This is a genomic window from Corynebacterium mendelii (assembly GCF_017307055.1).
In the GTDB taxonomy this organism is placed as follows: Bacteria; Actinomycetota; Actinomycetes; order Mycobacteriales; family Mycobacteriaceae; genus Corynebacterium; species Corynebacterium mendelii.
The window spans coordinates 321-22,967 of record NZ_JAFLEQ010000015.1; the positions used below are offsets into that span (position 1 = coordinate 321).

18 protein-coding genes are annotated in these 22,647 nt (G+C 64.0%); 2 read left to right on the top strand and 16 right to left on the bottom strand.

Annotated features, from left to right (window positions below; translation table 11 throughout):
• Positions 1-510: 510 nt before the first annotated feature.
• The 12 genes from tyrS to JZY06_RS08000 form a co-directional block, all read right to left on the bottom strand.
• The gene (gene tyrS, locus JZY06_RS07945) at positions 511-1,785 is read right to left on the bottom strand and encodes a tyrosine--tRNA ligase (protein ID WP_207279029.1); all 1,275 of its coding nucleotides are present in this window, start codon (positions 1,783-1,785) and stop codon (positions 511-513) included.
• 106 nt (positions 1,786-1,891) lie between these two features.
• Positions 1,892-2,068: a Trm112 family protein gene (locus JZY06_RS07950; protein ID WP_207279030.1), complete on the bottom strand. Its 177-nt coding sequence runs from the start codon at positions 2,066-2,068 to the stop codon at positions 1,892-1,894.
• A 138-nt stretch (positions 2,069-2,206) separates the two neighbouring features.
• Positions 2,207-3,649 carry an argininosuccinate lyase gene (gene argH / locus JZY06_RS07955; protein ID WP_207279031.1) on the bottom strand — a complete coding sequence of 481 codons (1,443 nt, stop codon included), beginning with the start codon at positions 3,647-3,649 and terminating at the stop codon, positions 2,207-2,209.
• A 263-nt stretch (positions 3,650-3,912) separates the two neighbouring features.
• The gene (locus JZY06_RS07960) at positions 3,913-5,118 is read right to left on the bottom strand and encodes an argininosuccinate synthase (protein WP_207279032.1); all 1,206 of its coding nucleotides are present in this window, start codon (positions 5,116-5,118) and stop codon (positions 3,913-3,915) included.
• Between the two features lie 188 nt (positions 5,119-5,306).
• Positions 5,307-6,059, bottom strand: coding sequence for an aspartate/glutamate racemase family protein (locus JZY06_RS07965; protein ID WP_207279033.1), 753 nt, complete (start codon positions 6,057-6,059; stop codon positions 5,307-5,309).
• 107 nt (positions 6,060-6,166) lie between these two features.
• Entirely contained in the window at positions 6,167-6,667 is a 501-nt protein-coding gene (locus JZY06_RS07970; protein ID WP_207279034.1) for an arginine repressor, read from the bottom strand.
• Between the two features lie 115 nt (positions 6,668-6,782).
• The gene (gene argF / locus JZY06_RS07975; protein ID WP_207279035.1) at positions 6,783-7,733 is read right to left on the bottom strand and encodes an ornithine carbamoyltransferase; all 951 of its coding nucleotides are present in this window, start codon (positions 7,731-7,733) and stop codon (positions 6,783-6,785) included.
• Between the two features lie 90 nt (positions 7,734-7,823).
• Positions 7,824-9,038: an acetylornithine transaminase gene (locus tag JZY06_RS07980; protein WP_255568502.1), complete on the bottom strand. Its 1,215-nt coding sequence runs from the start codon at positions 9,036-9,038 to the stop codon at positions 7,824-7,826.
• Positions 9,039-9,137: 99 nt separating this feature from the next.
• Positions 9,138-10,091, bottom strand: a complete 954-nt coding sequence (gene argB, locus JZY06_RS07985) for an acetylglutamate kinase (protein ID WP_207279036.1) — start codon at positions 10,089-10,091, stop codon at positions 9,138-9,140.
• 170 nt (positions 10,092-10,261) lie between these two features.
• A complete protein-coding gene (gene argJ / locus JZY06_RS07990) occupies positions 10,262-11,422 on the bottom strand; it encodes a bifunctional glutamate N-acetyltransferase/amino-acid acetyltransferase ArgJ (protein ID WP_207279037.1) in 1,161 nt (386 codons plus the stop codon).
• Between the two features lie 272 nt (positions 11,423-11,694).
• Positions 11,695-12,738 carry an N-acetyl-gamma-glutamyl-phosphate reductase gene (gene argC, locus JZY06_RS07995; protein WP_207279038.1) on the bottom strand — a complete coding sequence of 348 codons (1,044 nt, stop codon included), beginning with the start codon at positions 12,736-12,738 and terminating at the stop codon, positions 11,695-11,697.
• Between the two features lie 36 nt (positions 12,739-12,774).
• The gene (locus JZY06_RS08000) at positions 12,775-13,416 is read right to left on the bottom strand and encodes a hypothetical protein (RefSeq protein WP_207279039.1); all 642 of its coding nucleotides are present in this window, start codon (positions 13,414-13,416) and stop codon (positions 12,775-12,777) included.
• A 311-nt stretch (positions 13,417-13,727) separates the two neighbouring features.
• Between JZY06_RS08000 and JZY06_RS08005 the strand changes: the two genes are divergently transcribed.
• Positions 13,728-14,687 carry a hypothetical protein gene (locus JZY06_RS08005; protein ID WP_207279040.1) on the top strand — a complete coding sequence of 320 codons (960 nt, stop codon included), beginning with the start codon at positions 13,728-13,730 and terminating at the stop codon, positions 14,685-14,687.
• 198 nt (positions 14,688-14,885) lie between these two features.
• Here the strand turns inward: JZY06_RS08005 and JZY06_RS08010 are convergent, their stop codons facing one another.
• The 4 genes from JZY06_RS08010 to JZY06_RS08025 form a co-directional block, all read right to left on the bottom strand.
• A complete protein-coding gene (locus tag JZY06_RS08010) occupies positions 14,886-16,373 on the bottom strand; it encodes an LssY C-terminal domain-containing protein (RefSeq protein ID WP_330617208.1) in 1,488 nt (495 codons plus the stop codon).
• Positions 16,374-16,890: 517 nt separating this feature from the next.
• The gene (pheT, locus tag JZY06_RS08015; RefSeq protein ID WP_207279041.1) at positions 16,891-19,410 is read right to left on the bottom strand and encodes a phenylalanine--tRNA ligase subunit beta; all 2,520 of its coding nucleotides are present in this window, start codon (positions 19,408-19,410) and stop codon (positions 16,891-16,893) included.
• Between the two features lie 103 nt (positions 19,411-19,513).
• Complete coding sequence (gene pheS / locus JZY06_RS08020; protein WP_330617209.1) at positions 19,514-20,551, bottom strand: phenylalanine--tRNA ligase subunit alpha; 1,038 nt, start codon at positions 20,549-20,551, stop codon at positions 19,514-19,516.
• 233 nt (positions 20,552-20,784) lie between these two features.
• Entirely contained in the window at positions 20,785-21,603 is an 819-nt protein-coding gene (locus tag JZY06_RS08025) for a TrmH family RNA methyltransferase (RefSeq protein ID WP_207279043.1), read from the bottom strand.
• A gap of 388 nt (positions 21,604-21,991) precedes the next feature.
• Here JZY06_RS08025 and JZY06_RS08030 point away from each other — a divergent pair, with 388 nt between their 5' ends.
• Positions 21,992-22,585, top strand: coding sequence for a hypothetical protein (locus JZY06_RS08030; RefSeq protein ID WP_207279044.1), 594 nt, complete (start codon positions 21,992-21,994; stop codon positions 22,583-22,585).
• Positions 22,586-22,647: the final 62 nt, after the last annotated feature.

A 22,647-nucleotide genomic window follows, 5' to 3' on the forward strand; every position in this document is an offset into this window, starting at 1 on the left:
ACCAAACGTTGCAGACGTTAAGGAACCAACCAGGTCCCCGGCACACGCCACACCCAGACAAACACAACAAACAATAACGCCATCAACAAACAGCCTAAAAAAACCATTCATCTCAAACGCCAAACATTTGAAAAAAAGTACATTGGCACACTATCGAGTTCTCACACATCATGTGCACGCACCGCCTGACAGGAGCTTGTTTACTGCTCTTGCGGCGTCTGCGGCCTGACTCAACCTAGTGGCTCGGTGACATCTCTGTCAAACCGGCCCGGGTGGTTGTCTCCCGCGCCTTTTCCGGTTGGACGGTGTTACCCGTTCCGGCGGCGTGAGATAGAACTTTAACCGCTTCTTCACTTTATGGCAACCCCGCAGGTAACCGAGCATTTTTATGCCATGTGCCGGACACTTTGCGGCCACGTGAATCGTGGAATTGCGGCATATGCGACAGCGCGCACCGGGCACTGTGGTGCCCGGTGCGCGCTGGAATGCTTGGGGTTGCCCGGTTTTTTTCTACCGGCCGCTAAACCGTGCGCCGGCGAAGTTCTTCTTGCCTTTGCGCAGCACCAGCCAGCGGTTGTGGAGGAAATCGTCGTCGGCGGGTTCCCACTGTTCGTCTTCGATACGGGTGTTGTTGACGTAGGCCCCACCTTCTTTGATGGCACGTCGGGCAGCGCCCTTGGAGTCGACGAGTCCGGATGCCACCAAAAGATCGACAATCGTGGCCGGATCCCCGGGAGCCACCTCAGCGATGGTTGTTTCCGACAGTGCACCGGCCAGGGTTTGCTCGTTGAGTTCGTGCAGTTCAGCACGACCGAACAGCGCCTGGGCGGCCAGTTCCACTGCTGTGGTGTTGTCTTCGCCGTGCACCAGGGTGGTCATCTCCCGGGCGAGCCGACGCTGCGCTTCGCGTTTGAAGGGGCGCTCGGCAACCTCGGTTTCCAGGGCCTCCAGTTCTTCTTTGGTGATGAAGGTGAACCACCGCAGGTATTTGATGACATCGGCGTCGCCGGTGTTGAAGAAGTACTGGTACCAGCTGTAGGGGCTGGTCATCTCCGGATCCAGCCACAGTTTCCCGCCGCCGGTGGATTTGCCGAACTTGTTGCCTTCGCTGTCGGTGACCAGCGGCACGGTCATGCCGTGGACGGTGGCACCGTTGATCCGGCGGTTGAGGTCGACGCCGGAGACGATGTTGCCCCACTGGTCGGAACCACCGATCTGCAGGCAGCAGCCGTAGTTGTTGTGCAGCTGCACGTAGTCGTTGGCCTGCAGCAGCATGTAGGAAAATTCGGTGTAGGAAATACCGTCGGATTCCAGACGCCGTTTGACGGTGTCTCGGTTGAGCATGGTGTTGAGCGAGAAGTTCTTTCCGACATCCCGCAGGAAAGTGATCACGCTCATGTTTTCGATCCAGTCCCGGTTGTTGACCAGCCGGGCGGAATTGTCGCCCTCGAAGTCGACGAACCTGGACAGTTGGCCGGAAATTCGTTCCGCCCAGCTGGCCACCTGATCGTCTTCGAGCATGCTGCGTTCGCCGACATCGCGCGGGTCACCGATCATGCCGGTGGCCCCACCGGCCAGCACGATGGGGTGGTGGCCAAGTTTCTGGAAGCGTTTGAGCATCAGCAGCGGCACCAGATGGCCGGCATGCAGCGACGGTCCGGTCGGGTCGAAGCCGCAGTAGAGGGTGATGGATTTTCCGTCAGTGGCCTCGGACAGGGCCTCCAGGTCGGTGGACTGGTTGATCAGCCCACGCCAGGAAAGTTCGTCGATGATCGGGGAAGACATGGTGGTACGCCGCCTAATGTTTGAGAAAAAAGATTTCGTCGTCGGGTTTTCTGGTGTGTGCCCGGTATGCGATGTGGCACGGATCAATCAGATCGTTGCGGTGTTGTCAGGAAGCCGGATAGTCACGGGCTTCATCGGCCAGCATCACGGGAATGCCGTTGTCGATCGGATAGGCGATGGACAAACGGGGATTGACCAGAAGGCCCTCCTCCTCGTGGTAGTCGAGAGGACCTTTGTCCTTCGGGCATACGAGGATCTCGAGCAGGTGCGGATCAAGGCTCATGGGTGATTATCCTACCCGGCCGGTGCGTCCGGCGGCGCGGAGACGTGGCGCCACGGAGGGAACACACCGGCCGTCGTGTGCTGGTGGCCGCTGACGGCCCGGCGGAAGATGCGGGAAAATAACGGTGGTGGCGTTTGTTCAGCTGCCACGGACCGGGGTCGCGGCCCACAGGCGGTGGCGGCGGGTTTTCTCCTCGACGAGCTGGCGCTGTTCACTGACCCGCGACGCGGCCGTGCCGCCCTTGGTGGAGCGGGATGCCACTGCCCCGTCAATGGTCAGCACCTCGCGGACCCCGGCGGTGATGCGGGGATCAACCGAGGCGAAATCCTCATCGGTCAAATCAATCAAGTCACAGCCCTTGTCTTCGGCAATGCGCACGCAGGCGCCGGAGGCTTCGTGGGCCTGCCGGAAGGGCACCCCCTGCCGGACCATCCATTCGGCCAGGTCGGTCGCCAACGTGAATCCTTTCGGTGCCAGCTCACGCATCCGGTCCTCGTGGAAGACGAGGGTGGCGACCAGCCCGGTCATGGCGGGCAGCAGCAGTGCCAGCTGGGCGAAGGAATCAACCAGTGGTTCCTTGTCTTCCTGCAGGTCCCGGTTGTAGGCCAGCGGCTGGGCTTTCAGGGTGGCCAGCAGCCCGGTGAGGTTGCCGATCAGGCGGCCGGTTTTGCCGCGCGTCAACTCCGCTACGTCCGGGTTTTTCTTCTGCGGCATAATCGACGAGCCGGTCGACCAGGCGTCATCGAGGGTGATGTATCCGTATTCCGGGGTTGCCCAGTAGATGATTTCTTCGGCCAGCCGTGACATGTCGATGGCGGTTTGGGCCAGAACGTAGGCGGTTTCGGCGGCGAAATCCCGGGAGGCCGTGCCATCGAGGGAGTTCTCGCAGGCGGTGTTGAAGCCGAGTTCCGCGGCAATGGCCTCCGGGTCGAGCTGAAGGGAGGACCCGGCCAGGGCGCCCGAGCCGTAGGGGCTTTCGGCCAGGCGTTTGTCCAGATCCCGCATCCGCTCGATGTCGCGCAGCAGCGGTTGGGCGTGGGCCAGCAGCTGGTGGGCCAAAAGCACCGGTTGGGCGGCCTGGGAGTGGGTTTTGCCCGGCATGATTGCCGAGGGGTGTTTTTTCGCCTGGTCGGATAAGGCCTCAATCAGCTCGGTCACCCCGAGAGCGGTCTCCCGCACCGCGTCGCGCACCCACATCCGGAACAGGCAGGCCACCTGGTCGTTGCGGGAACGGCCGGCCCGCAACCGCCCGCCGACAGTGGACCCGACAATCTCGATCAGTCCACGTTCCATGGCCCCGTGGACGTCTTCATCGGTCGGTTCCGGACCAAAGGTTCCATCGGCGACTTTGCGGCCCAGCTCGGTCAGGCCGTCGATCATGGTCGCGAAATCCTCGTCGGTGAGCAGACCGGCTTTGTGCAGCACCTTCGCGTGTGCTTTGCTGGCCAGCACGTCATAGGGGGCGAGCACCCAGTCGAAGTGGGTCGACACGCTCAGTGCGAACATCGCCTCGGAGGGACCACCGGAAAACCGTCCGCCCCACAGTGCTCCCTGGTTTGTTGTGTGCTTGTCGGCTGACATGCTTGATTTTTTTCCGTTCCATAGTTTTTTCCGCACCGGCACTTTCCCGGCCGGGGGCTATCCCACCCGTGATAAGCGGGGCTTTTCCTGCCCGCAGACTACCATGACAAGGCCCTGGTGAGCCGGTGGGCTCTGCCCGGCACCACCGGGGGAGACAAGAAAAATCCGCCCGGCACGGTGCTGGCACACGGTGCCGGGCGGTGATCTGTCCCGGCCGGCGGAAAAGACGAGCTTCCCGCCGGCGGGGGCACGTGGTCTTTTACTTATTTGCCGCTGGCGTCCCGGTCGCGTTTGCAGGCGATCTTCGACGACAGGCCGTGCAGTTCCACAAAGCCCTTGGCCAGCGTCTGGTCGAAGGTGTCGCCGGTGTCGTAGGTGGCCAGATTGAAGTCGTAGAGCGAATGGTCGCTGCGGCGGCCGTTGACGGTGACCCGGCCCTCGTGCAGCACCAGCCGGATATCGCCGGTGACATGCTCCTGGGTGGAGTCGATGAAGGCGTCCAGGGAGCGTTTGAGCGGGGCGAACCACAAACCGTCGTAGACCTCTTCGGACCAGCGGGCGTCAATCAGCCGCTTGTAGCGGGCCAGTTCACGCTCCAGGCAGATGTCTTCCAGGGCCTGGTGGGCGGTGATCAGCACCATCGCACCCGGGGCTTCGTAGACCTCACGGGACTTGATGCCGACCAGCCGGTCCTCGACCATGTCCAGCCGGCCGACCCCCTGGGCGCCGCCGCGGCGGTTGAGTTCCTCGATCGCTTCCAGCACGGTGACTTTCTTGCCGTCGATGGCGACCGGTTTTCCGCCCTCAAAGGAAATGATCAGCTCATCGGGGGCGTTGCCCAGGGCCGGGTCCTCGGTGTAGGAGTAGAGGTCCTTGGTCGGCGGGTTCCACAGATCCTCGAGGAAACCGGTCTCAATGGCCCGGCCCCAGACGTTCTGGTCGATGGAGAACGGCGATTTTTTCGACTGTTCGATCGGCAGGTTGATCTCTTCGGCAAAGGCGATCGCCTTGTCGCGGGTCCAGGCGAAATCACGGGCCGGGGCGATGATCTTCAGATCCGGGTTGTTGTCCATGAAGCCCACCTCGAAGCGGACCTGGTCGTTGCCCTTGCCGGTGCAGCCGTGCGAGAGGTGGGTGCCGCCGAACTGTTCGGCAGCCTGCACCAGGTGCTTGACGATCAGCGGCCGGGAGATGGCGGACACCAGCGGGTACTGCTTCATGTACAGGCCGTTGGCCTTGATGGTGGGCAGACAGTACTCTTCGGCGAATTCATCCTTGGCATCGACGACGACGGCTTCGACAGCACCGCAGTCCAGGGCGCGCTGGCGCACCGATTCCATGTCTTCGCCACCCTGCCCGAGGTCGATGGACACCGCCACCACTTCACCGCCGGTCTGCTTGGCGAGGTAGGGAATGGCAACGGAGGTATCCAGTCCGCCGGAGTAGGCGAGAACAACGCGGTCAGTCATGGTGAAACAAGCTCCTTGAAAGGTAATGTCTGTCGGAAATCTCTGTGCGGTCCATCCCGCCGCCGGTGGAGCATCGGTGCCCCGTCCAACGGTGGCAAGCCTACCGCGTGGCGGGAAAAACTTACCCGCCGCAGCGGACAACGTGTCACACTCTAGCCAGTTTATGCATTCAAATGCAAATTATGCATTCACGGGGTGGTGCGGCGGAGCCGCATCCGATGGGTCCCGGGTTGTCCGCCGGTCTGTTCCATACCCGATAACGCCAGGTCAACGGCGGCTTCGGCGTGGATTCTGGCGGTGTCGAAGACGGGCAGACGCGAGCCTGAGACATCCATCAGCAACGCCACCTGGGCACTGGCTGTCACCACGGCCTGAGCGCCTTTGTCCCCCAGCCCGGAGATGATCCGCAGAAAATCTTCCCGCGAGGTCGGTGACGCGGTGCCGTCGTAGAGTTCATTGACGATCACCGAGTTGACGGCCCCGATATCGGAGGAATTCGGCAGCACCACCCTGATGCCGTGGCTTTCCAGAATGCCGGTGTAGAAATCCTGGCACATCGTGTAGCGGGTGCCCAGCAGCCCCACGGTGTCGATGCCCGCGGCACGAACGCTGCGGGCGGTGGCTTCGGCAACATGCAGCAGCGGTGGACAGATGCGCTGTGCGACGGCATCGGCGACTTTGTGCATCGTGTTCGAACAGATCAGCACCATGTCGACCTGCGCCCGCTCCAGGTCGGCGGCCGCGGCGCAGACAATGTCGGCAACCCGGTTCCAGTCCCCCAGGCGCTGCTGCTGTTCGAGTTCGGCGAAGTCGAGGCTGGACACCACGATCCGGGCGGAGTGCAGGCCGCCGAGGCGCTGCTGCACGCATTCATTGATGATGCGGTAGTAGCCCTCGGTGGTGGCCCAGGTCATTCCGCCGATCAGGCCGATCTTTTTCACCGTCTCGTTGCTTTCGGTTGCGTGATTGTCGTACCGGAGTACCCCACTGTAGCGCTACCGCCCCCACCCCGGTCGGGCGGGAGTTGTTGTGGCGCCGCGGGGGACGGTTAGGCCAGCCCCCCGGCAAACCGCTGCGCCAGTTCACTGCCGGTCATGGGCTGTCTGGCCAGGACAAAAATGGTGTCGTCGCCGGCAATGGAGCCGACAACCTCGGGAAGGGCGGCCCGGTCGATGAAACTGGCCAGGTACTGGGCCGCCCCCGGGGGTGTGCGCAGCACCGCGGTATTGCCGGAGGAATCCACGCTGACCAGGATGTCGTCGAGCACCCGGCGCAGTTTGTCGACGGTGCCGCTGATCGCTTCGGTGGATTGGGCTTCCTGCCCGCCCAGTGAATACCAGGCCCGCCCGCTGCCGCCGCGGACTTTTTTCGCCCCCAGCTCGTCGAGATCCCGGGACAGGGTGGCCTGGGTGATGTCGATTCCCTCGTCGAGCAGAATATCCGACAGCGCCACCTGGGAATGGACCTTGGTGGTGGTGAGGATCTCGGTGATTTTCGCCTGCCGGGCAGCCCGGCTGACGTTTTTTGGGTCGGTGCGCGGTGTCGGCACGGCGGCGGCTCGTTTCTTCGGTACGTGTTTGAAAAAAAGGGACTCCACGACGACGCGGGGCAAGCGGGACACCGGTAAAAAAGGTATGGCCCTCGCATTCTCCCGCGGCGGGTTGTCAGGCGCCCGGCTGGTGGGCGGCCAGCCACACCATCAGTGCTTTTTGGGCGTGCAGACGGTTTTCCGCCTCGTCGAAGACCCGGCTGCGCGGCCCGTCGATGACCCCGGCGGTGACTTCATTGCCCCGGTAGGCGGGCAGACAGTGCAAAAAGATGGCGTCTTTACCCGCCGTATCCATCATCTCTTCGGTCACCCGGTAGGGCAGGAAGGGGGTGGTGCGGTCTTTGCCGTCGTTTTCCTGCCCCATCGACACCCAGGTGTCGGTGATGACAACATCCTGTCCGGCAACCGCGGCCACATCGTCGGTGACGGTGATGGTGGCACCTGTGCTCCGGCCGATGGCACGGGCCCGGTCGACAAACGGCTGCTCCGGTTGGAAACCGGCCGGGGCGCAGATGGTCATGTCCATCCCGGCGGTGGCAAATCCCAGCATGTAGGAGTTGGCCATGTTGTTGGCCCCGTCGCCGAGATAGATGGCTTTTTTGCCGGCCAGTTCCCGCGGGGTGTGGTTGTCGGTGAGGTGTTCCACACAGGTGAAAAGATCGGCCAGAATTTGGCAGGGGTGCATGTCGTCGGTGAGCGCATTGATAATCGGCACGGTGGCGGTTTCGGCCATCTGCTCGAGATTGGACTGCGCGAAGGTGCGCCAGATGATCATGGAGACAAACCGGCTGAGCACGGCCCCGGTGTCCTGCAGGGTTTCCCCTTTTCCCATTTGGGAGGAACCGGTGTCAACCACAATCGGGTTTCCGCCCAGCGCGGCGATACCGGCGTCGAAGGAAAAACGGGTGCGGGTCGATGTTTTGTCAAACAGCACCGCCACCGACTGCGGGCCGGCGAAGGTTTTTTCGCGGTAGGGGTCTTTTTTCAGTTCACCGGCCAGGGTGAGAATCTCCGCCTGCTCGGCGGGGGTGACATCGTCGTCGGCGAGGAAATGGCGCACAGTCATCAGTTTTCTTTCCGGATTTGCTTTGTTTTTTCTTCGGGCAGGACAGTCGGGGAGTTTTCTTGCAAACGTGCTCTGCCGGCGTCGGCCGGACTAGTCACCTGCGGCCTGGTGCAGGCAGCGGTCTATCCGTTCCACAGCCCGGTCGATCTCGTCGTCGGTGATCACCAGCGGCGGCACCAGGCGCAGCACAGTGTCCGCCGGTGCGTTGAGGATCACCCCGTGGGTCAATCCGGCGTCGACGGCTTGTTTTGCGATGGGGGCGTCAAGCACAACACCCAGCATCAGACCGCGGCCGCGCACATGGTCGACGTGGTCGAGCTGCCGCATTTGTCCGGCGAGGTAGTCCCCCTTGCGCCGGACTTCGGCGAGAAACGCATCGTCGATGGTGTCAAGAACGGCGGTGGCTGCGGCACAGGCAACCGGGTTACCGCCGAAGGTGGTGCCGTGCGATCCCGGGCCGAACAGCCGGGCGGCGTCCCCGGTGGCCAGACACGCCCCGATCGGCAGGCCGGCACCCAGGCCTTTGGCCATGGTCACCACATCGGGGATCACCCGGTCGTGGGTGTGGGCGAAAAAATCACCGGTACGGCCGACACCGGTTTGCACTTCGTCACAGACAAACAGGATGCCGTGGGCGGCGGTGAGTTTCCTCACGGCCGCCAAAAAACCCTCCGGGGCGGGGATCACACCGGTTTCCCCCTGGATCGGCTCCAGGATCACCGCGGCAGTATCCGCCGGATTGGATTCGACCAGTGTGGTCAGGTAGTCGATATCACCGTAGGGGAAAAACTCCACCCCACCGGGAAGCGGGGCGAATTTATCCCGTTTGTCCGGCTGGCCGGTCATCGCCAACGATCCCATGGTGCGGCCGTGGAAGCCGTTGACGCTGGCCAGGATCCGCTTCCTGCCGGTGAGCCGGGCCAGTTTGAAGGCGGCCTCGTTGGCCTCGGCCCCCGAGTTGCAGAAAAACACCCGGGTGCTGTTTTTGATCGAGTCGTCCCCGGCGCTGAAACGCTCGATCAGCCCGGCGGCAACCTGTTCCACCGGGGTGGTGGCAAACAGGTTGGAGACATGGGTGAGGGTGGAGATTTGTTCGGTCACCGCCGCCACCACCGCCGGATGACCCTGCCCCAAGGAGCTGACCGCGATACCGGCGAGCATGTCGATGTAGTCACGGCCGTTGGCGCCGTGCAGCACACTGCCGTGCCCGGAGACAATCCCCAGCTTCGGCTGTCCGTAGGTGTCCATGAGAACCGTCGGCCACACGGCCACGGGATCGGTGGGGGAAGAAGATGAAGTAGTCAACGAAAACACGTCCTTGCACAATCGCGGGTCACATCAACCGGCGGGATGGGATAAAGAAAACAACAGTCACTGGTTCAGTCGCGCACCCGATCAAGCGGATCACTGGTCCGGGGTGTCGCGGTAGACGGTGCCGCCGGGGACATCATCGTCGAAGTCGGCCATCTCGGGGCGCACCATGGTGCCGATGCCGCCTTCGGTGAGAAGTTCCAGCAGCACCGAGTGGGCCACCCGGCCGTCGATGATGTGGGCTGCCTCGACCCCGTTTTTCACCGCGTTGTAGCAGGATTCCATTTTCGGGATCATGCCCGAATCCAGACCGGGCAAAATCCCGGCGAGTTCGGCAAGCCCGATTTTGCTCACCAGCGATCCCTGGTCCGGCCAGTTGGTGTACAGGCCCGCCACATTGGTCAGAATCAACAGCCGTTCGGCGCCGATGGCACTGGCCAGCGCACCGGCGGCGGTGTCGGCGTTGATGTTGAACACTTCTTCGCCGTCTTCACCGGGGGCGATGGTGGACACGACCGGAATACGCCCGGCGTCAATGATGTCCATCAACGAGGAGGCATCCACATGGGTGATCGTGCCGACCTGGCCGATGTCGGTTTGTTCGCCGTCCACGGTGACCAGCCTTTTCTTGGCGGTAAACAGCCCACCGTCCTCCCCGGAGCAGCCGACGGCAAAGGGGCCGAAGGAGTTGATTTTGCCGACCAGATCCCGCCCGACCTGGCCGAAAAGAACCATGCGGACAATATCCATGACCTCCGGGGTGGTGACCCGGAAGCCGCCGGCGAATTCACCTTTGATGCCCAGGCGTTCCAGCATGCCGGAGATCTGCGGTCCACCGCCGTGGACGACCACCGGTTTGACCCCGACGGTGCGCAAAAACACCATGTCCTTGGCGAACGCCTGTTTCAGATGCTCGTCGGTCATGGCGTTGCCGCCGTATTTGATCACCACGATCTTGCCGCGGTAGTGCATCAGCCAGGGCAGGGCCTCGGAGAGAACATGCGCCCGTTGTTTGGGGGTGAGCTGGTCGACAATGTGGTCGGTCATGGTGGGGGTTTCTTCACTGACAAATCGGGGGGTGGACATCATTCGGCGCGGGACGCCCTGGACCGGGCGGCCGGTGTGGGGCGGAAGGGACAGCACAACCCCTTCCCCACCCGGAATGCGCGATGGCGGGCACTGCCCGGGTGCCCTCCGGCTGCGGGGGCCACCGGATGCTAGGTGCTGTAGGCGGAGTTGATTTCGACGTAGTCGTGCGACAGGTCGGTGGTGTAGACCGTGGCGGTGCCGTGCCCGCCGGTACCCAGATCGACTTTGACGGTGATGTCTTCACCGGTGAGATCAACCTCGCGGGCATCGGGGGTGCCGGTCGAGTGCAGGCAGACGGCTTCTTCGTTGAAAAACACCGAAATCTCGTCCGGGTCCATCTCCGCGTCGGCCATACCGACCGCCGCCAGCACCCGGCCCCAGTTCGGGTCGGATCCGAACAGCGCGCATTTGGTCAAGGTGTCGCGGCCGATGGTGCGGGCGGCGGTAAGTGCCTGCTCGTCCGTTGCCGCCCCGATGACCCTGATGACCACCCGTTTGGTCACGCCTTCCGCATCAGCCTGCAGCTGGCGGCAGAGGTCCTCGCAGGCGTTGAGCACCGCTTTGTTGAAGTCGCGGACATCGGGTTTTGTTCCCGAGGCGCCGTTGGCCATGAGGATGACGGTGTCGTTGGTGGAGGTCGAACCGTCGATATCGAGCCGGTTGAAGGTCTGTTCCACGGCCGCATCCAGGGCGTTTTGGGCCATCTCGGCATCAACATCGGCATCCGTTGTCAAACAACCCAGCAGGGTGGCCATGGAGGGCGCGATCATGCCGACGCCTTTGGCCATGCCGCCGACGGTAAAGCCCTCGGCGCGGATGCAGGCCTGTTTGCGGGCGGTGTCGGTGGTCAAAATGGCCTCCGCCGCGCGGTTGCCGTTGTCGCCCAGGTTTTTGATCAGCCCGTCGGCGGCACCGATCATTTTGTCCACCGGCAGCAGCGCGCCGATCAGACCGGTCGAGCACATGGCCACATCATCACCGGCCAGTCCCAGCCGGGTGGTGAAGGCGTCGACCACCTTCGCCGCATCCTTGTCCCCCTGCACACCGTTGCAGGCATTCGCGCAGCCCGAGTTGTAGACCACGGCTTTCAAACGGTGGTCGGCGACCGCTTTCCTGGTCAGTTTCACGGGGCTTGCCACCACCTTGTTGCGGGTGAACACGGCGGCGGCCACATATTTCGGCCCCTTGTTGACAACCAGGGCCATATCAGGCTTGCCGGATTGTTTGATCCCGGCCGTGGCCGCTGCGGCGGCGAAGCCCTCCGGGGTGGTGATGCCGGTAATGGTCATAGCGGATGAAATTCCTTTGCACTTGGGGGGAAAGCGAAAAAACGACGGGCGGTGTCTCACCCACCGCCGACGGTGTCACCGGTCAAGCCTATCTGCACCCGGCCCCTTCCGGCGGGCGGGAAGCAGAAAAAACACCCCGGCCGGCCGCCCATGTCCCCCTCCCCGGCGCCACCGGGGTGGGGCGGGGTGGAACACGGGTCGGCGGGCCTTCACGTTTTTTTCAGGCCGGTGGCAGCCGGCGGTCTGGCCGGTGGCGGGTGGGGCGTCTTTTTTCAGGGGGCGACACCGGCCCGGGACAGGCCGGACTGTTCTTCAAGTCCCAGCGCCAGGTTCATGCACTGCACCGCCGCCCCGGCGGTGCCCTTGGTCAGATTGTCGATGGCGCTGACCACCACCAGCCGGCCTGCGGCCTGGTCGACCTCGGCCTGCAGATGGCACATATTCGATCCCGCCACCGACTGTGTCTGCGGTTGCAGGCCCTCGGCGAGCAGATGGACAAACGGCTCGTTCGCGTAGGCGGCACGGTAGACCCCACGGACTTTACCGGCATCGACCCCGGCCGCCAGGGGGGCGGTGGCGGTGGTCAGGATACCGCGCGGCAGCGGGGCCAGGACCGGGGTGAATGACACAGACAGCGGCGCGCTGGTGAACTCGGACAGATTCTGGATGATCTCCGGGGTGTGGCGGTGCCGGCCGGCCGTGTTGTAGGCCTTGAGTGAACCCATGGTTTCCGCCCCCAGCAGCCCGACGGAGGCCTTTTTGCCGCCCCCGGACACCCCGGTGACACTGACGATACTGATGACCGGGTCAATCAGACCCGCCTGAACCGCGGGCCACAGTGCCAGTGTGGCACCGGTGGGAAAACAGCCCGGGACCGCGATCCGGGTGGCCCCGGCCAGCTGCTCACGGTGGCCGGGCATCTCCGGGATGCCGTAGGGCCAGCTTCCGGCATGCTCGCTGCCGTAGAACTTTTCCCAGGCGTTGCCGTCACGCAACCGGAAATCGGCCCCGCAGTCGATGATGATCACCGACTCCCCCAACGCCTCGGCGATGGCTGCCGAATGGCCGTGGGGCAGCGCCAGGAACACCACGTCATGCCCGGCGAGAACCTTGGGGGTGGTCTCCTCGATAACCCGGTCGGCAAGCTCGGGAAGGTGCGGGGCAATCTCGGCCATCGGTGTCCCGGCCGAGGACCCGGCGGTGAGGGAACCAATCTCGATGTCCCCGGCGGCGTAGGCGGGGTGGCCGAGCAGAATACGCAAAATCTCGCAGCCCGCGTACCCGGAGGCACCGGCAACAGCAATTCGTGTGGACATGGCCGACAGTCTACCTTTTATGCACACGGTTGCAAATTATGCACGCCCGTTCCGCGTGTCCCCCCTGCCGCGGCGCTGGTGGTGGCTGCCGCTTTCCCCGCTGCCGCCGGTGCCGGTGTTGTTGTCCCCGGGATGATCCCGGGTGTTGCCGGCCAGGCGCAGCGCCTCGGTGACAGTGTCCGCCACCGGCGGGCGGCCGGGTGCGGGGGCGGCTGCCGTGGCGGCCAGGGCGGCGGCCACGTTGTCGGCCACCTGTGTCTGCCCGCCGGGGCGCACCATCATGGCGGTCAACGCCGTTTGCCCGCCGACAAGCCACACCCCCAAAGACACCAGCAGCAGTATCCCGGCAAGCCCCGGATATCCGGCCACCCCGGCCGGTGCGGCGCAGCCGGCCAGGCACACAGCCACCCCCAGGGCCGGCATGCGCCCGCATGCCGGCAGCCCGGCGATTGTCCGGGGGGCACGGTCAACGATCACGGCGACCGCCAGCACAAGCCCCACCACCGCAGCCACGCCCCCGGCCCCGAGACCCGCCGCAAACACCCACCCGTTGCTGGCGGCGGTGGGACCTGCCGCACCGGCGGCCACGGTGGCCGCGGCAGCCACGGCCGGGGACAGCCACAACAGCCCCACAGCCAGTGGTGTGGGGGCCGGGTGACGGCGTCGACGAGGTGCCACAGGTTGCCTTTCAGACAGTCATCCCGCCAGCCGCACCAGAGCGTGGTTGACGACGAACGCCGGGCGGGCGGAAACAATTATTCGGACCGGACCTTTCAACCGACACTATCCCACCTGCATGGCCGGGAAAACAACGGCAACGACACGCTGGCCCGGGTGCAACGGTGCAGCCACCACTCCGGGCGGGTGGGGGTGGCGGACAGCAAAAGCTGATGTAATACCAGTTCACACGGTAAAAACCGCAGGCAGGCGGGAAATTCCGGCCGCTTCGGTTAACCAATCACACCCGCTAATCAATAGACTGAACTCTTATGGAGAGTACTTCACGCAATAACAAAGCCGTGGCAGCGCTGATCGCCGTGATCGCGCTGCTGCTGGTCACCGTCGCCGGATGGGGTGTGGCCCGCCACACCACCGGCGCCGAACCAGCACCCGAGGCCACCCCGGCCACGATTCTGGCGCAGCCGGCACCGACCATGTCACCCCCGGCGCCGACCACCACCCTGCCCAGCACCGTTCCCCCGCCCCCGGAGGTTCAGGAACAGGACAAAATCGCCGCCGAATCCGGCCCGCAGCCCGGCGCCGAGCCGATTGATCCGGCCACCGAAACCACCTTCGCCGACCCGACGACCCTGGCTCTTGACCCGGCGGTTGATCCGGCGGCCCCGCATGCCCCGGCCACCACACCACCGCCTGCGTCCGCGGTCCAGGTCGCCAATCCCCTCAACTTCATCGGCGCCCTGTCGCCGACCGGATCGTTTTCGATGACCGGACCGTGGGGTGTGCCGCGGGCCGACTATGACCGGATGGCCTACCAGCTGCCACTCAACCCGCCCGGCCCGCAGGCCTCCATGGTCCGCTGGGTTGACGGCTGGGGTGTGGCCCCGCAGCACGCCCAGCACGGCACCCTCTACATTCTCGGCCACGCCTGGGCACAGCAGAAACTGGTGTTCAACGGCGTCTCAGAGAAAGTCGCGGCCTCGGTCAACACCGGTGGCCCGGCGCAGATGGTTCCGGCCTACGGCGGCGGACAGGTTCCCCGTTGGCCCACCACCGTTCTCAACGGCACCCGCATCTACATGAACGGCCACAACCATGTGCGCCGCGAGTGGATCGTCGACAACGCCTACCTGATCCGCAAAACCGATTCGATCAACGACATTGAACTCAACAACGCCCACATCCCCGGCCGCATTGTTCTTCTCACCTGCGCCGTCGGCGGAGGCCGTGATCTTCCCTTCAATGTGATCGTCACCGGCCACCTGGCCTGACCCACACCCGAGGTACTCCCCTCACCCCACCACCGGGCGGGTGTGCCGTTTCCGACGGCACCCCCGCCTTTTTCTTCGCCCGCGGGATGAAAGAACCCCTCCGGCCCACCCACCGGCACGCGACACACCCGGTGGCATGCCCTGCCGGGCTTTGCCGGTGCCCCGGACCGGGAAGGTTGTCCGGCGATGTGTGAAAACCTAGAGTTTGTCGACCACGCGCCGCATTTTCGCGGGGCGTTTTTTGTTCCGGTAGCGCCGGGTGGTGACAATGCGGGACCATTCACGCGCCGCATCCCCGGACAATGCCAGCAGCAGCACCAGATTCAACGCCGGTACCACCACCGGAATCACCTGTGCCACCGGCGAGGTGGGCACATTCTGGGTGAACTGGCCGGCCACCGCGGACAACCCGAGACTGACCACCGCCAGCACCATCAGCGAGATCCGGGACAACACCGATCCGGTGAAGGTGTGCCCGGCAGCCCACACCACCAGCCCCCACAGCACCAGCAGTCCGGCCACCAGGGCAACAAAACCCTGTTCGCCGAGGACTTTTACCGCCTCCGCGGCAAAGATCCATGTGCCCAGCGCCTCCACAAGCACGGTCGCCACGGCCATCACCACCCCCAGAACCAGCGTCCACGGCCTGACCTGGCGGGTGGCTTCAACCAGATAGTTGTCGAGCACCTCCGGGTCGACGTCATCGTCGGGACTGGCGCAACCACCGTGACCGGCAATCCGCACCTGCTCGGGAACGTCATAGCCGGCGGCGGCCCGAAGGACCTGCGGGGGCAGATCGTCTGTCAACTGTCCGGGATCAACACCGGTGACATCGATGACCGGCAGGTGACCGTCGGTGACAATCAGGTCGCCGCCGCCGTTGCGGGAGTGGTAGCCGGTCGAGAAGTTCTCGATCACGTGGTGGGTGACTTCCGGGTTCGCTTTTTCCAGACAGGAGACAATGTGGTCGCGTTCGATATCGATGTTCTCGTCGATTTTGTGGGTGACCTGCAGGGTGAAAAGACTCAGGCCCACCGACTTGTCGTAGGTCCCTCCGCCGAGCCACCCGACCCTGGCACCACCGGGCAGAAACCAGCCGTCGGGGCACCGCCAGAAGCGGACATGATGCCGTTGGGAGGCGTTGCCGTCCACCTCCTGCTGGTAGGACAGGCACTGTTTGCGGCCAAAGACCATCAGCGGGCTGACGGGTGCATTCGGGTACGAGGCTTTCAGCACCGCGGACCTGATGATTCCGACGGAGCTTTTCACTGTCACATCGTCGGCGACATGCCACCCGGCCCTGGTCATGGCGGCGTGAATCTGCCGGGCGGTGCCGTCGACAGCCAGGTTGATCGGATCCCCCAACAGACCGTCACTGGTGCGTGCCCGGCCGAAAAAGTAGGCGGGCACATAAATGGAGGTCAGCAGCTTGTGGATGCGCGGCAACAGCAGGTAGGCGACGATCACCCAAAACGGCACCAGAACCAGCAGATGCAGCAGGTCGAAACTGAACGAATACCGCAGAAGGTAGACGGCGAACACCACGGTTGCCGCCGTCGCCCCGACGAAAAAGGCCGCATCGATGATCACGCCGATCTGCCCCGGCTTGGTCTGGGTGTCCCGGAGTTTCACCGGCCTGCCGGAGGCCCTGATTTCTTCGAGTTTGCGCTGTTTGCGTTTCGACACGGAACCCACTTTAGTGGGTGCCGGAATAAAACATCTCCTCCCGGCAGCGGCAGGAGCCTGCCGTCAACCGGCCGGTGGGAACAATCGTGAAAAAAGAGGAACCGGGGCGGGCGAAACACTCGGCTTCCCGCCCCGGTCAACAGGCCGGATACTTCACGACGACCGGGCTGTCAGCCCGGTTTTTTTGGTGTGATCCGGTTATTTCGGCACCCCGGGAAGACCCGGAACCGGAAAAATCAGGCCTGCACCGACTGCACCTGCGGCAGCCGCCGCCAGAGCCACCAGAACACCGACCACGATCAGCACCGGTGGGCTTCCTTCTGAGCTGCCCTTGGACTTGTCACCCTGTGTGCCGTCGTTGTTCTTCGACTCGTGGTTGCCGGGTTGGTCAACGGGGTTGCCGCGGCCGGTACAAAGCCCCTGCCGAAGGTCATTCCCGGTCAGGCGGGAACATGCCGATGGCAGGGGCTTGGTTCGGGCCGGTCACTGGTTGACTGTGACCGGGGGTGGTCGATGATCAGGCGCGCTGGACGGCACCGTGTTTGTCGGCGGCGGCGGCAACGGCCTTGTTTTTCGCTTCGTTGCATTCGTCGTCGGTCAAGGTGCGGTCGCCCGCCCGGAACTTCAGGGCGAAAGCCAGGGATTTCTTTCCCTCACCGAGAGATTCACTGCGGTAGATGTCGAACAGCTCCACTGTCTCGACCAGTTCACCGGCGGCTTCCTGCACGGTGGCACGGACTTCCTCGGCCGGGGTGTCTTCGTCAACGACCAGGGCCACATCCTGCAGCAGCGCCGGGAAGGGACTCAACACAGGGGCGGGAAGAACCGGAGTGGCGGACAGAAGTTTGCTCAGATCCATCTCCATCGCACAGGTGCGGGCCGGAAGTTCGGCTTTGTCGAGGATCTGCGGGTGCAGCTCCCCGGCGTAGCCGACCACTTCCCCGTCGACGAGGATCGCGGCACAGCGTCCGGGATGCCAGGGCAGCTGCTCGGCTTGGGTGACGGTGGCATGTGTGCCGGTCGCCCGGGCAACGGTCAGCGCCGCATCAACCGCATCCGACCAGTCGTAGACACTGTCCGATGCCGAGGGGCCGGTCGGTTCCAGTTTTCCGACACCGACTGTGGCCACATGCAGCGGCTGGGCGGGAAGAGTGTTTTTCAGGTCTTCGACCTCGCTGTCGGCCGGGCGGGACGAGACGTCGAGCATGGGGGAGATTCCCCCACCGCGGGCCTGCACCACCTGGGCCACACCAAACAGGGTGACATCGGCGTTGCCGCGGGCGGCGTTGCGTCCGACGGCTTCCAGCATGGCCGGAAGCAGTGTGCTGCCCAGCTGTGCATGATCGGCTTCCAGCGGATTGAGGACCTTGACGGTGGTGCGCCGCGGATCATCCTTGTCCAGTCCCCAGACATCGAAAACATCGTTGGCGATAAACGGGGTGGGGATGATCTCCAGGTAGCCGTTGTAGGCCAGGGCGTGGCCGACGGCGCGGCGGCGTTTCTGTGCCACTGACAGTCCCCGTCCGGCCGGTGCGGTCGGGGTAACCGAGGGAATGTCTTCCAGGCCTTCCAGCCGTAGGACTTCTTCCACCAGGTCGGCGTGCATGGTGATGTCGCTGCGCCAGGTCGGCGGGGTGACGGTCAGTTCGCCGTCACTGTTGTCGACGGTGCAGCCGACTTCTTCCAGGCGGTTGATGACTGTGGTGTCGCTGATCGCTTTGCCGGCGATGTGTCCGGGTTTGGTGGCGGGCATAGGAACCTGCGGCATGGCCGGAACCTCGCCGACCACGGTGCGTGCCGGTTCGATGGTGCCGCCGGCGATCTGCACCAGCAGACTGGTGGCGATATCGAGGGCTGTGTCCACCAGGGCCGGATCGACGCTGCGCTCGAAACGGCGGGAGGCTTCACTGGTCAGTTTGTGGCGGCGGGATGCCCGGGCCACGGTGACCGGATCCCAGGTAGCGGCTTCCAGGAACACATCTTCGGTCCCGTCGGAGATTTCGCTTGTTACCCCGCCCATCACCCCGGCCAGCGACTGGATGCCGGTGTTGTCGCAGATGACGACATCTTCCCCGTCGAGTGTGCGCTCCACTCCGTCAAGAGTGACCAGTGTCTGTCCCGCGGTGGCGTTGCGCACCACCAGTCCGCCGTCGATTTTTGCCGCGTCAAAAGCATGCATCGGCTGGCCGAGCAGCATCATCACGTAGTTGGTGACATCGGTTGCGGCGTTGACCGGGCGCTGCCCGCACAGCATCAATTCCCGCTGCAGCCAGATCGGCGATTCCACACCTGCCTTGCAGCCGGTGACTTTCGCCAGCCCGAAGCGGATGGCTTTGGTTTCCTGTTCCAGCTCCACCGGGATCAACTCACCGGCAGGTTCAGGGGCGGTGACGCTGATACCCGCCACCGACGGATCCGCGGCCGGATCGGTGTAGTCGAGATCGAAGGAGGACGCGATTTCCCGCACCAGTCCGCGGGCCGAGAGTGCATAGCCGCGGTCCGGGGTGACGTTGACGTCGAACACGGTGTCACAAAGACCCATGACCGCCCGGGCATCGTCACCGGGTTGACCGGCTGATTCATCCAGGGTGATGATGCCTTTGGTCTGCTTGTCGCACAAACCCAGTTCCGCCGCGGAGCAGATCATGCCGGCGGACATTCTCCCGTAGGTTTCCCGGGCGGAGATCGCGAATCCACCGGGCAGAACAGTTCCCGGCAGGGAGACAACCACCAGGTCGCCTTCAGTGAAGTTGCGGGCGCCGCAGACAATGGACTGTTTCTCGCCGGTGCCGTTGGCGTCACCGACATCGACGAAGCAGTGCCGGATGGGTTTTTTGAATCCGGTGAGTTCCTCGATCGAGTCGACCCGGCCGATCACCAGCGGGCCGGTGGTTTCCTCGATGGGGGCAAACCCTTCTGTTTCGAATCCGACGCGGACGAAGCCCTTGTCGAACTCGTCGTCGGTGACCGACCAGTCGGCCTGGCTGCCGCTGGTGCGGTTGAGGATGGAGGTGATCCAGTTCTTGGAGATCAGCATGGGGTGGAAACAACCTGCTTTGCAAGATTCGGGGAAAAGACTGTGTGGGGCTTTTTTCTCGTCCGGCGGGTAACCGGTGGGCCTACCGCCAGACAGGCGCGTGTCAGGCCTGGATGCCGAAGGGTTCGGTGAAACGGATATCCCCTTCAACCATGTCGCGCATATCGGACAGTCCATTCATGAACTGCAGGGTGCGTTCCAGTCCCATACCGAAGGCGAATCCGTTGTAGACCTCCGGATCAATGCCGGCGGCGGTGAGCACATTCGGGTTGACCATGCCGCAGCCGCCCCATTCGATCCAGCCTGCGCCGCCTTTTTTGTTCGGGAACCACACGTCGACCTCGGCCGAGGGTTCGGTGAACGGGAAGTAGTTGGTGCGCATGCGGGTGGTGGTGTCCGGGCCGAACAGGGTGCGGGCCAGATGGTCCAGGGTTCCTTTGAGGTTGGCCATCGTCAGATTCCTGTCGACGGCCAGACCTTCCACCTGGTGGAAGACCGGGGTGTGGGTGGCATCGAGTTCATCGGTGCGAAACACCCGTCCCGGGCAGGCGATGTAGATCGGGACCTCCCGGGAGAGCATGGTGCGCATCTGCACCGGTGAGGTGTGGGTGCGCAGCACCTGTTTCGAGCCTGCCGGTGCGATGTGGAAGGTGTCCTGCAGGGTCCGTGCCGGATGGTCGGGCAGGAAGTTCAGGGAATCGAAGTTGAAGTATTCTGCTTCCACTTCCGGGCCGTCGGCGATCTCCCAGCCCATGCCGACGAAAATATCGGCGATTGTCTCCGACAGGCTGGTAATAGGATGCAGCGCTCCCTTGCGGCGTCGCCCCACCGGCACGGTGACATCGACACGTTCTTCGACAAGCACTTCGGCGTTGCGTTTTTCCTCCAGCTCAACTTTGGTCGCGGCGAAGGCTTTCTCCACTTTGCCGCGGGCCATATTGACCAGACGGCCGGCGTCTTTGCGCTGGTCTTTGGGCATCTGGCCGATCGCCTGGCGGGCCTGCGGGATCACCGCCTCATCGCCCAGGTGGGCTTTGCGGGCACCGGCCAGCTCCTGGAGATTGGTGCATGCGGCAAACGCGGCGATGGCTTCTTCGGCTGCGCGGCCAAGATTTTCTTCGGTCAGCTCTGGTGCACTCACTTGGTATACGTCCGGTCCTTCGACGACTGGGGATGGAAAAGAAAAACAAGCTTTCGCCGTTATGCGCCACCGGCGGGCAACGCCCCACCGGCGGGCTGCGGGAGGCCGCACTGACCGGGGAGAAAACCTCCGGTGCGCAGCGCCGCCGCAAACGCCGCTCATCCTACCAACCGCCACCGGCTGTCACCCACCCGACGCCACCACACCGCAGCGGGGGCGCAACCGTGCAGTGGTCACTGCCGGCCGCGTACCCGGGCGGTCTCCCACAGGCAGATGGCGGCGGCTGCGGCCACATTCAACGATTCGGCTTTGCCGGTGATCGGAATATTCATTCTGACATCGGACTGCTCCAGCACCCGGGGATCCAAGCCGTGGGCCTCATTGCCGAAAAGCCACGCCACCGGACCAGCCAGCAGCTCATCGGCCCGGTGATCACCAAGGGATGTGTCACAGTCCAAGGCGGTGGCCACCACAGTCAGGGACCTTTTCTTCACCTCAGCGAGCACCCGGTCGACATCATCGACCCGGGCCACCGGGACGGTGAACAATGATCCGGCGCTGGCCCTGGCCGCTTTGCCCGACTGCGGGTCGGCGCACTGTCCGGCCAGCACCACACAGTCCGCGCCCAGGCCGGCGGCCAGCCTGAGCAGGGTTCCGGTGTTTCCCGGTTCGGTTGTCGAGACGGCCACCACCACTTCCCGGGGGCTGTCCCCCAGGGCCTGATCAAGCGGCACCACCACCGGTTCACACACGGCAAACAGTCCGGTTGTTGTCACGGTATCGGACAGGTGGGCGGCCGCCCGGTCATTGATCAGGTGCACATACACCCCGCCGGAGCGGGCGGGGTTGGTGATACCGGCATAGCGGTCGTCGGCTTCGACGGTGGTGAAAATGTCGGTGGCTTTACCGGCGGCGACTGCGGCCTCGACGAGATTGGGGCCTTCGACCAGAAACCGTCCGGCTTTTTTCCGCCCGGAGCTGGACAAAAGTTTCGCCGCATTGACCACACTGCGGGTGCGTTCGGTGAAAAGCTGCTTTTCGTCGGGGTTCACGGCAGTTAAAGCTACTACGTTTGTCCTGTCTGTCCAACGGCTACACCGGTCCCGCCGTCCCCTTCCCGTCGCTTCGCCCCCCAGTGACAGTCTGGCGGATGTCCGCCACCGCTGGTGCCCCGGAAAAGGCCGGGACCCGGTCAATCCCGGCTGATCCGTAGGTACCCGCCTCCCCGCACCATCACGGTTGCTGATCCGCGCTCGGCGGGGACTTCTCCCGGATGGTCTCCCCCGCCCGGTTTTTGATCTGCGGATTCCCGGGGGACTGACATTGCCGGGTCCGTGGGTGGACACAACCCCGGCGTGGGCGGCGGTGTCACCGTGTTGTCAGTCACTGATTACTGGTGCCGGGTATGCGGCTGGCCCGGGGCGGAAAAACCACCTCCGGTTGCTCTCCGACGAGGAATCCGCGGGAAAACCCGGGGCACGCATGGACGGCACACCGATCCCGGCAGGCACCGCAACGGTATCTTTGCCGTTCCTGATGCCCCGCCCCCCTTGTCCCCGGCGGCATGGCTGCTTTTCCCATCGGCCGCCGCACACCCGCAGCGGCAGCCAGTCCGGTGATCCGGGGGTGTCGACCACACTGCGGTGTCAGCCGGTGCCGCACCACCATGAACTTGCCGGACCCCGGGTGCTGGTTCGACAGCCACCGGAAAAAACTCCCCCGCACCCGGCTTCAACCTGCCCCCGGGAAAGGGTCACCGCCGTTTTCACCCACCGCTTGCTGACGCTCCCGGCATCTCTGCCGGAAAGCCCACGACAGACTTTTTCCGGACGCTTTCCCCTCGCGGCGGAAAAAGCTGCGGCGGTGTCTGCCCGTGTGCCGCACACATACCCAAAACACCAGTTCAGCAAGGTTATTGCTCCATCGCCGCAGCCAGATTATTTATTCACAGGCTGTGACAAAGAAATCTTTTCTCTTCTCGAGGCACAGGCCTTTGTGATCTTTATCGCCACCGGTATTTTCTATACCATTTAGGAGCTTTATGCCGGGTTATATTGAGGTTATTGATTGGCACGAACGGACCGGCAACCCCCGGC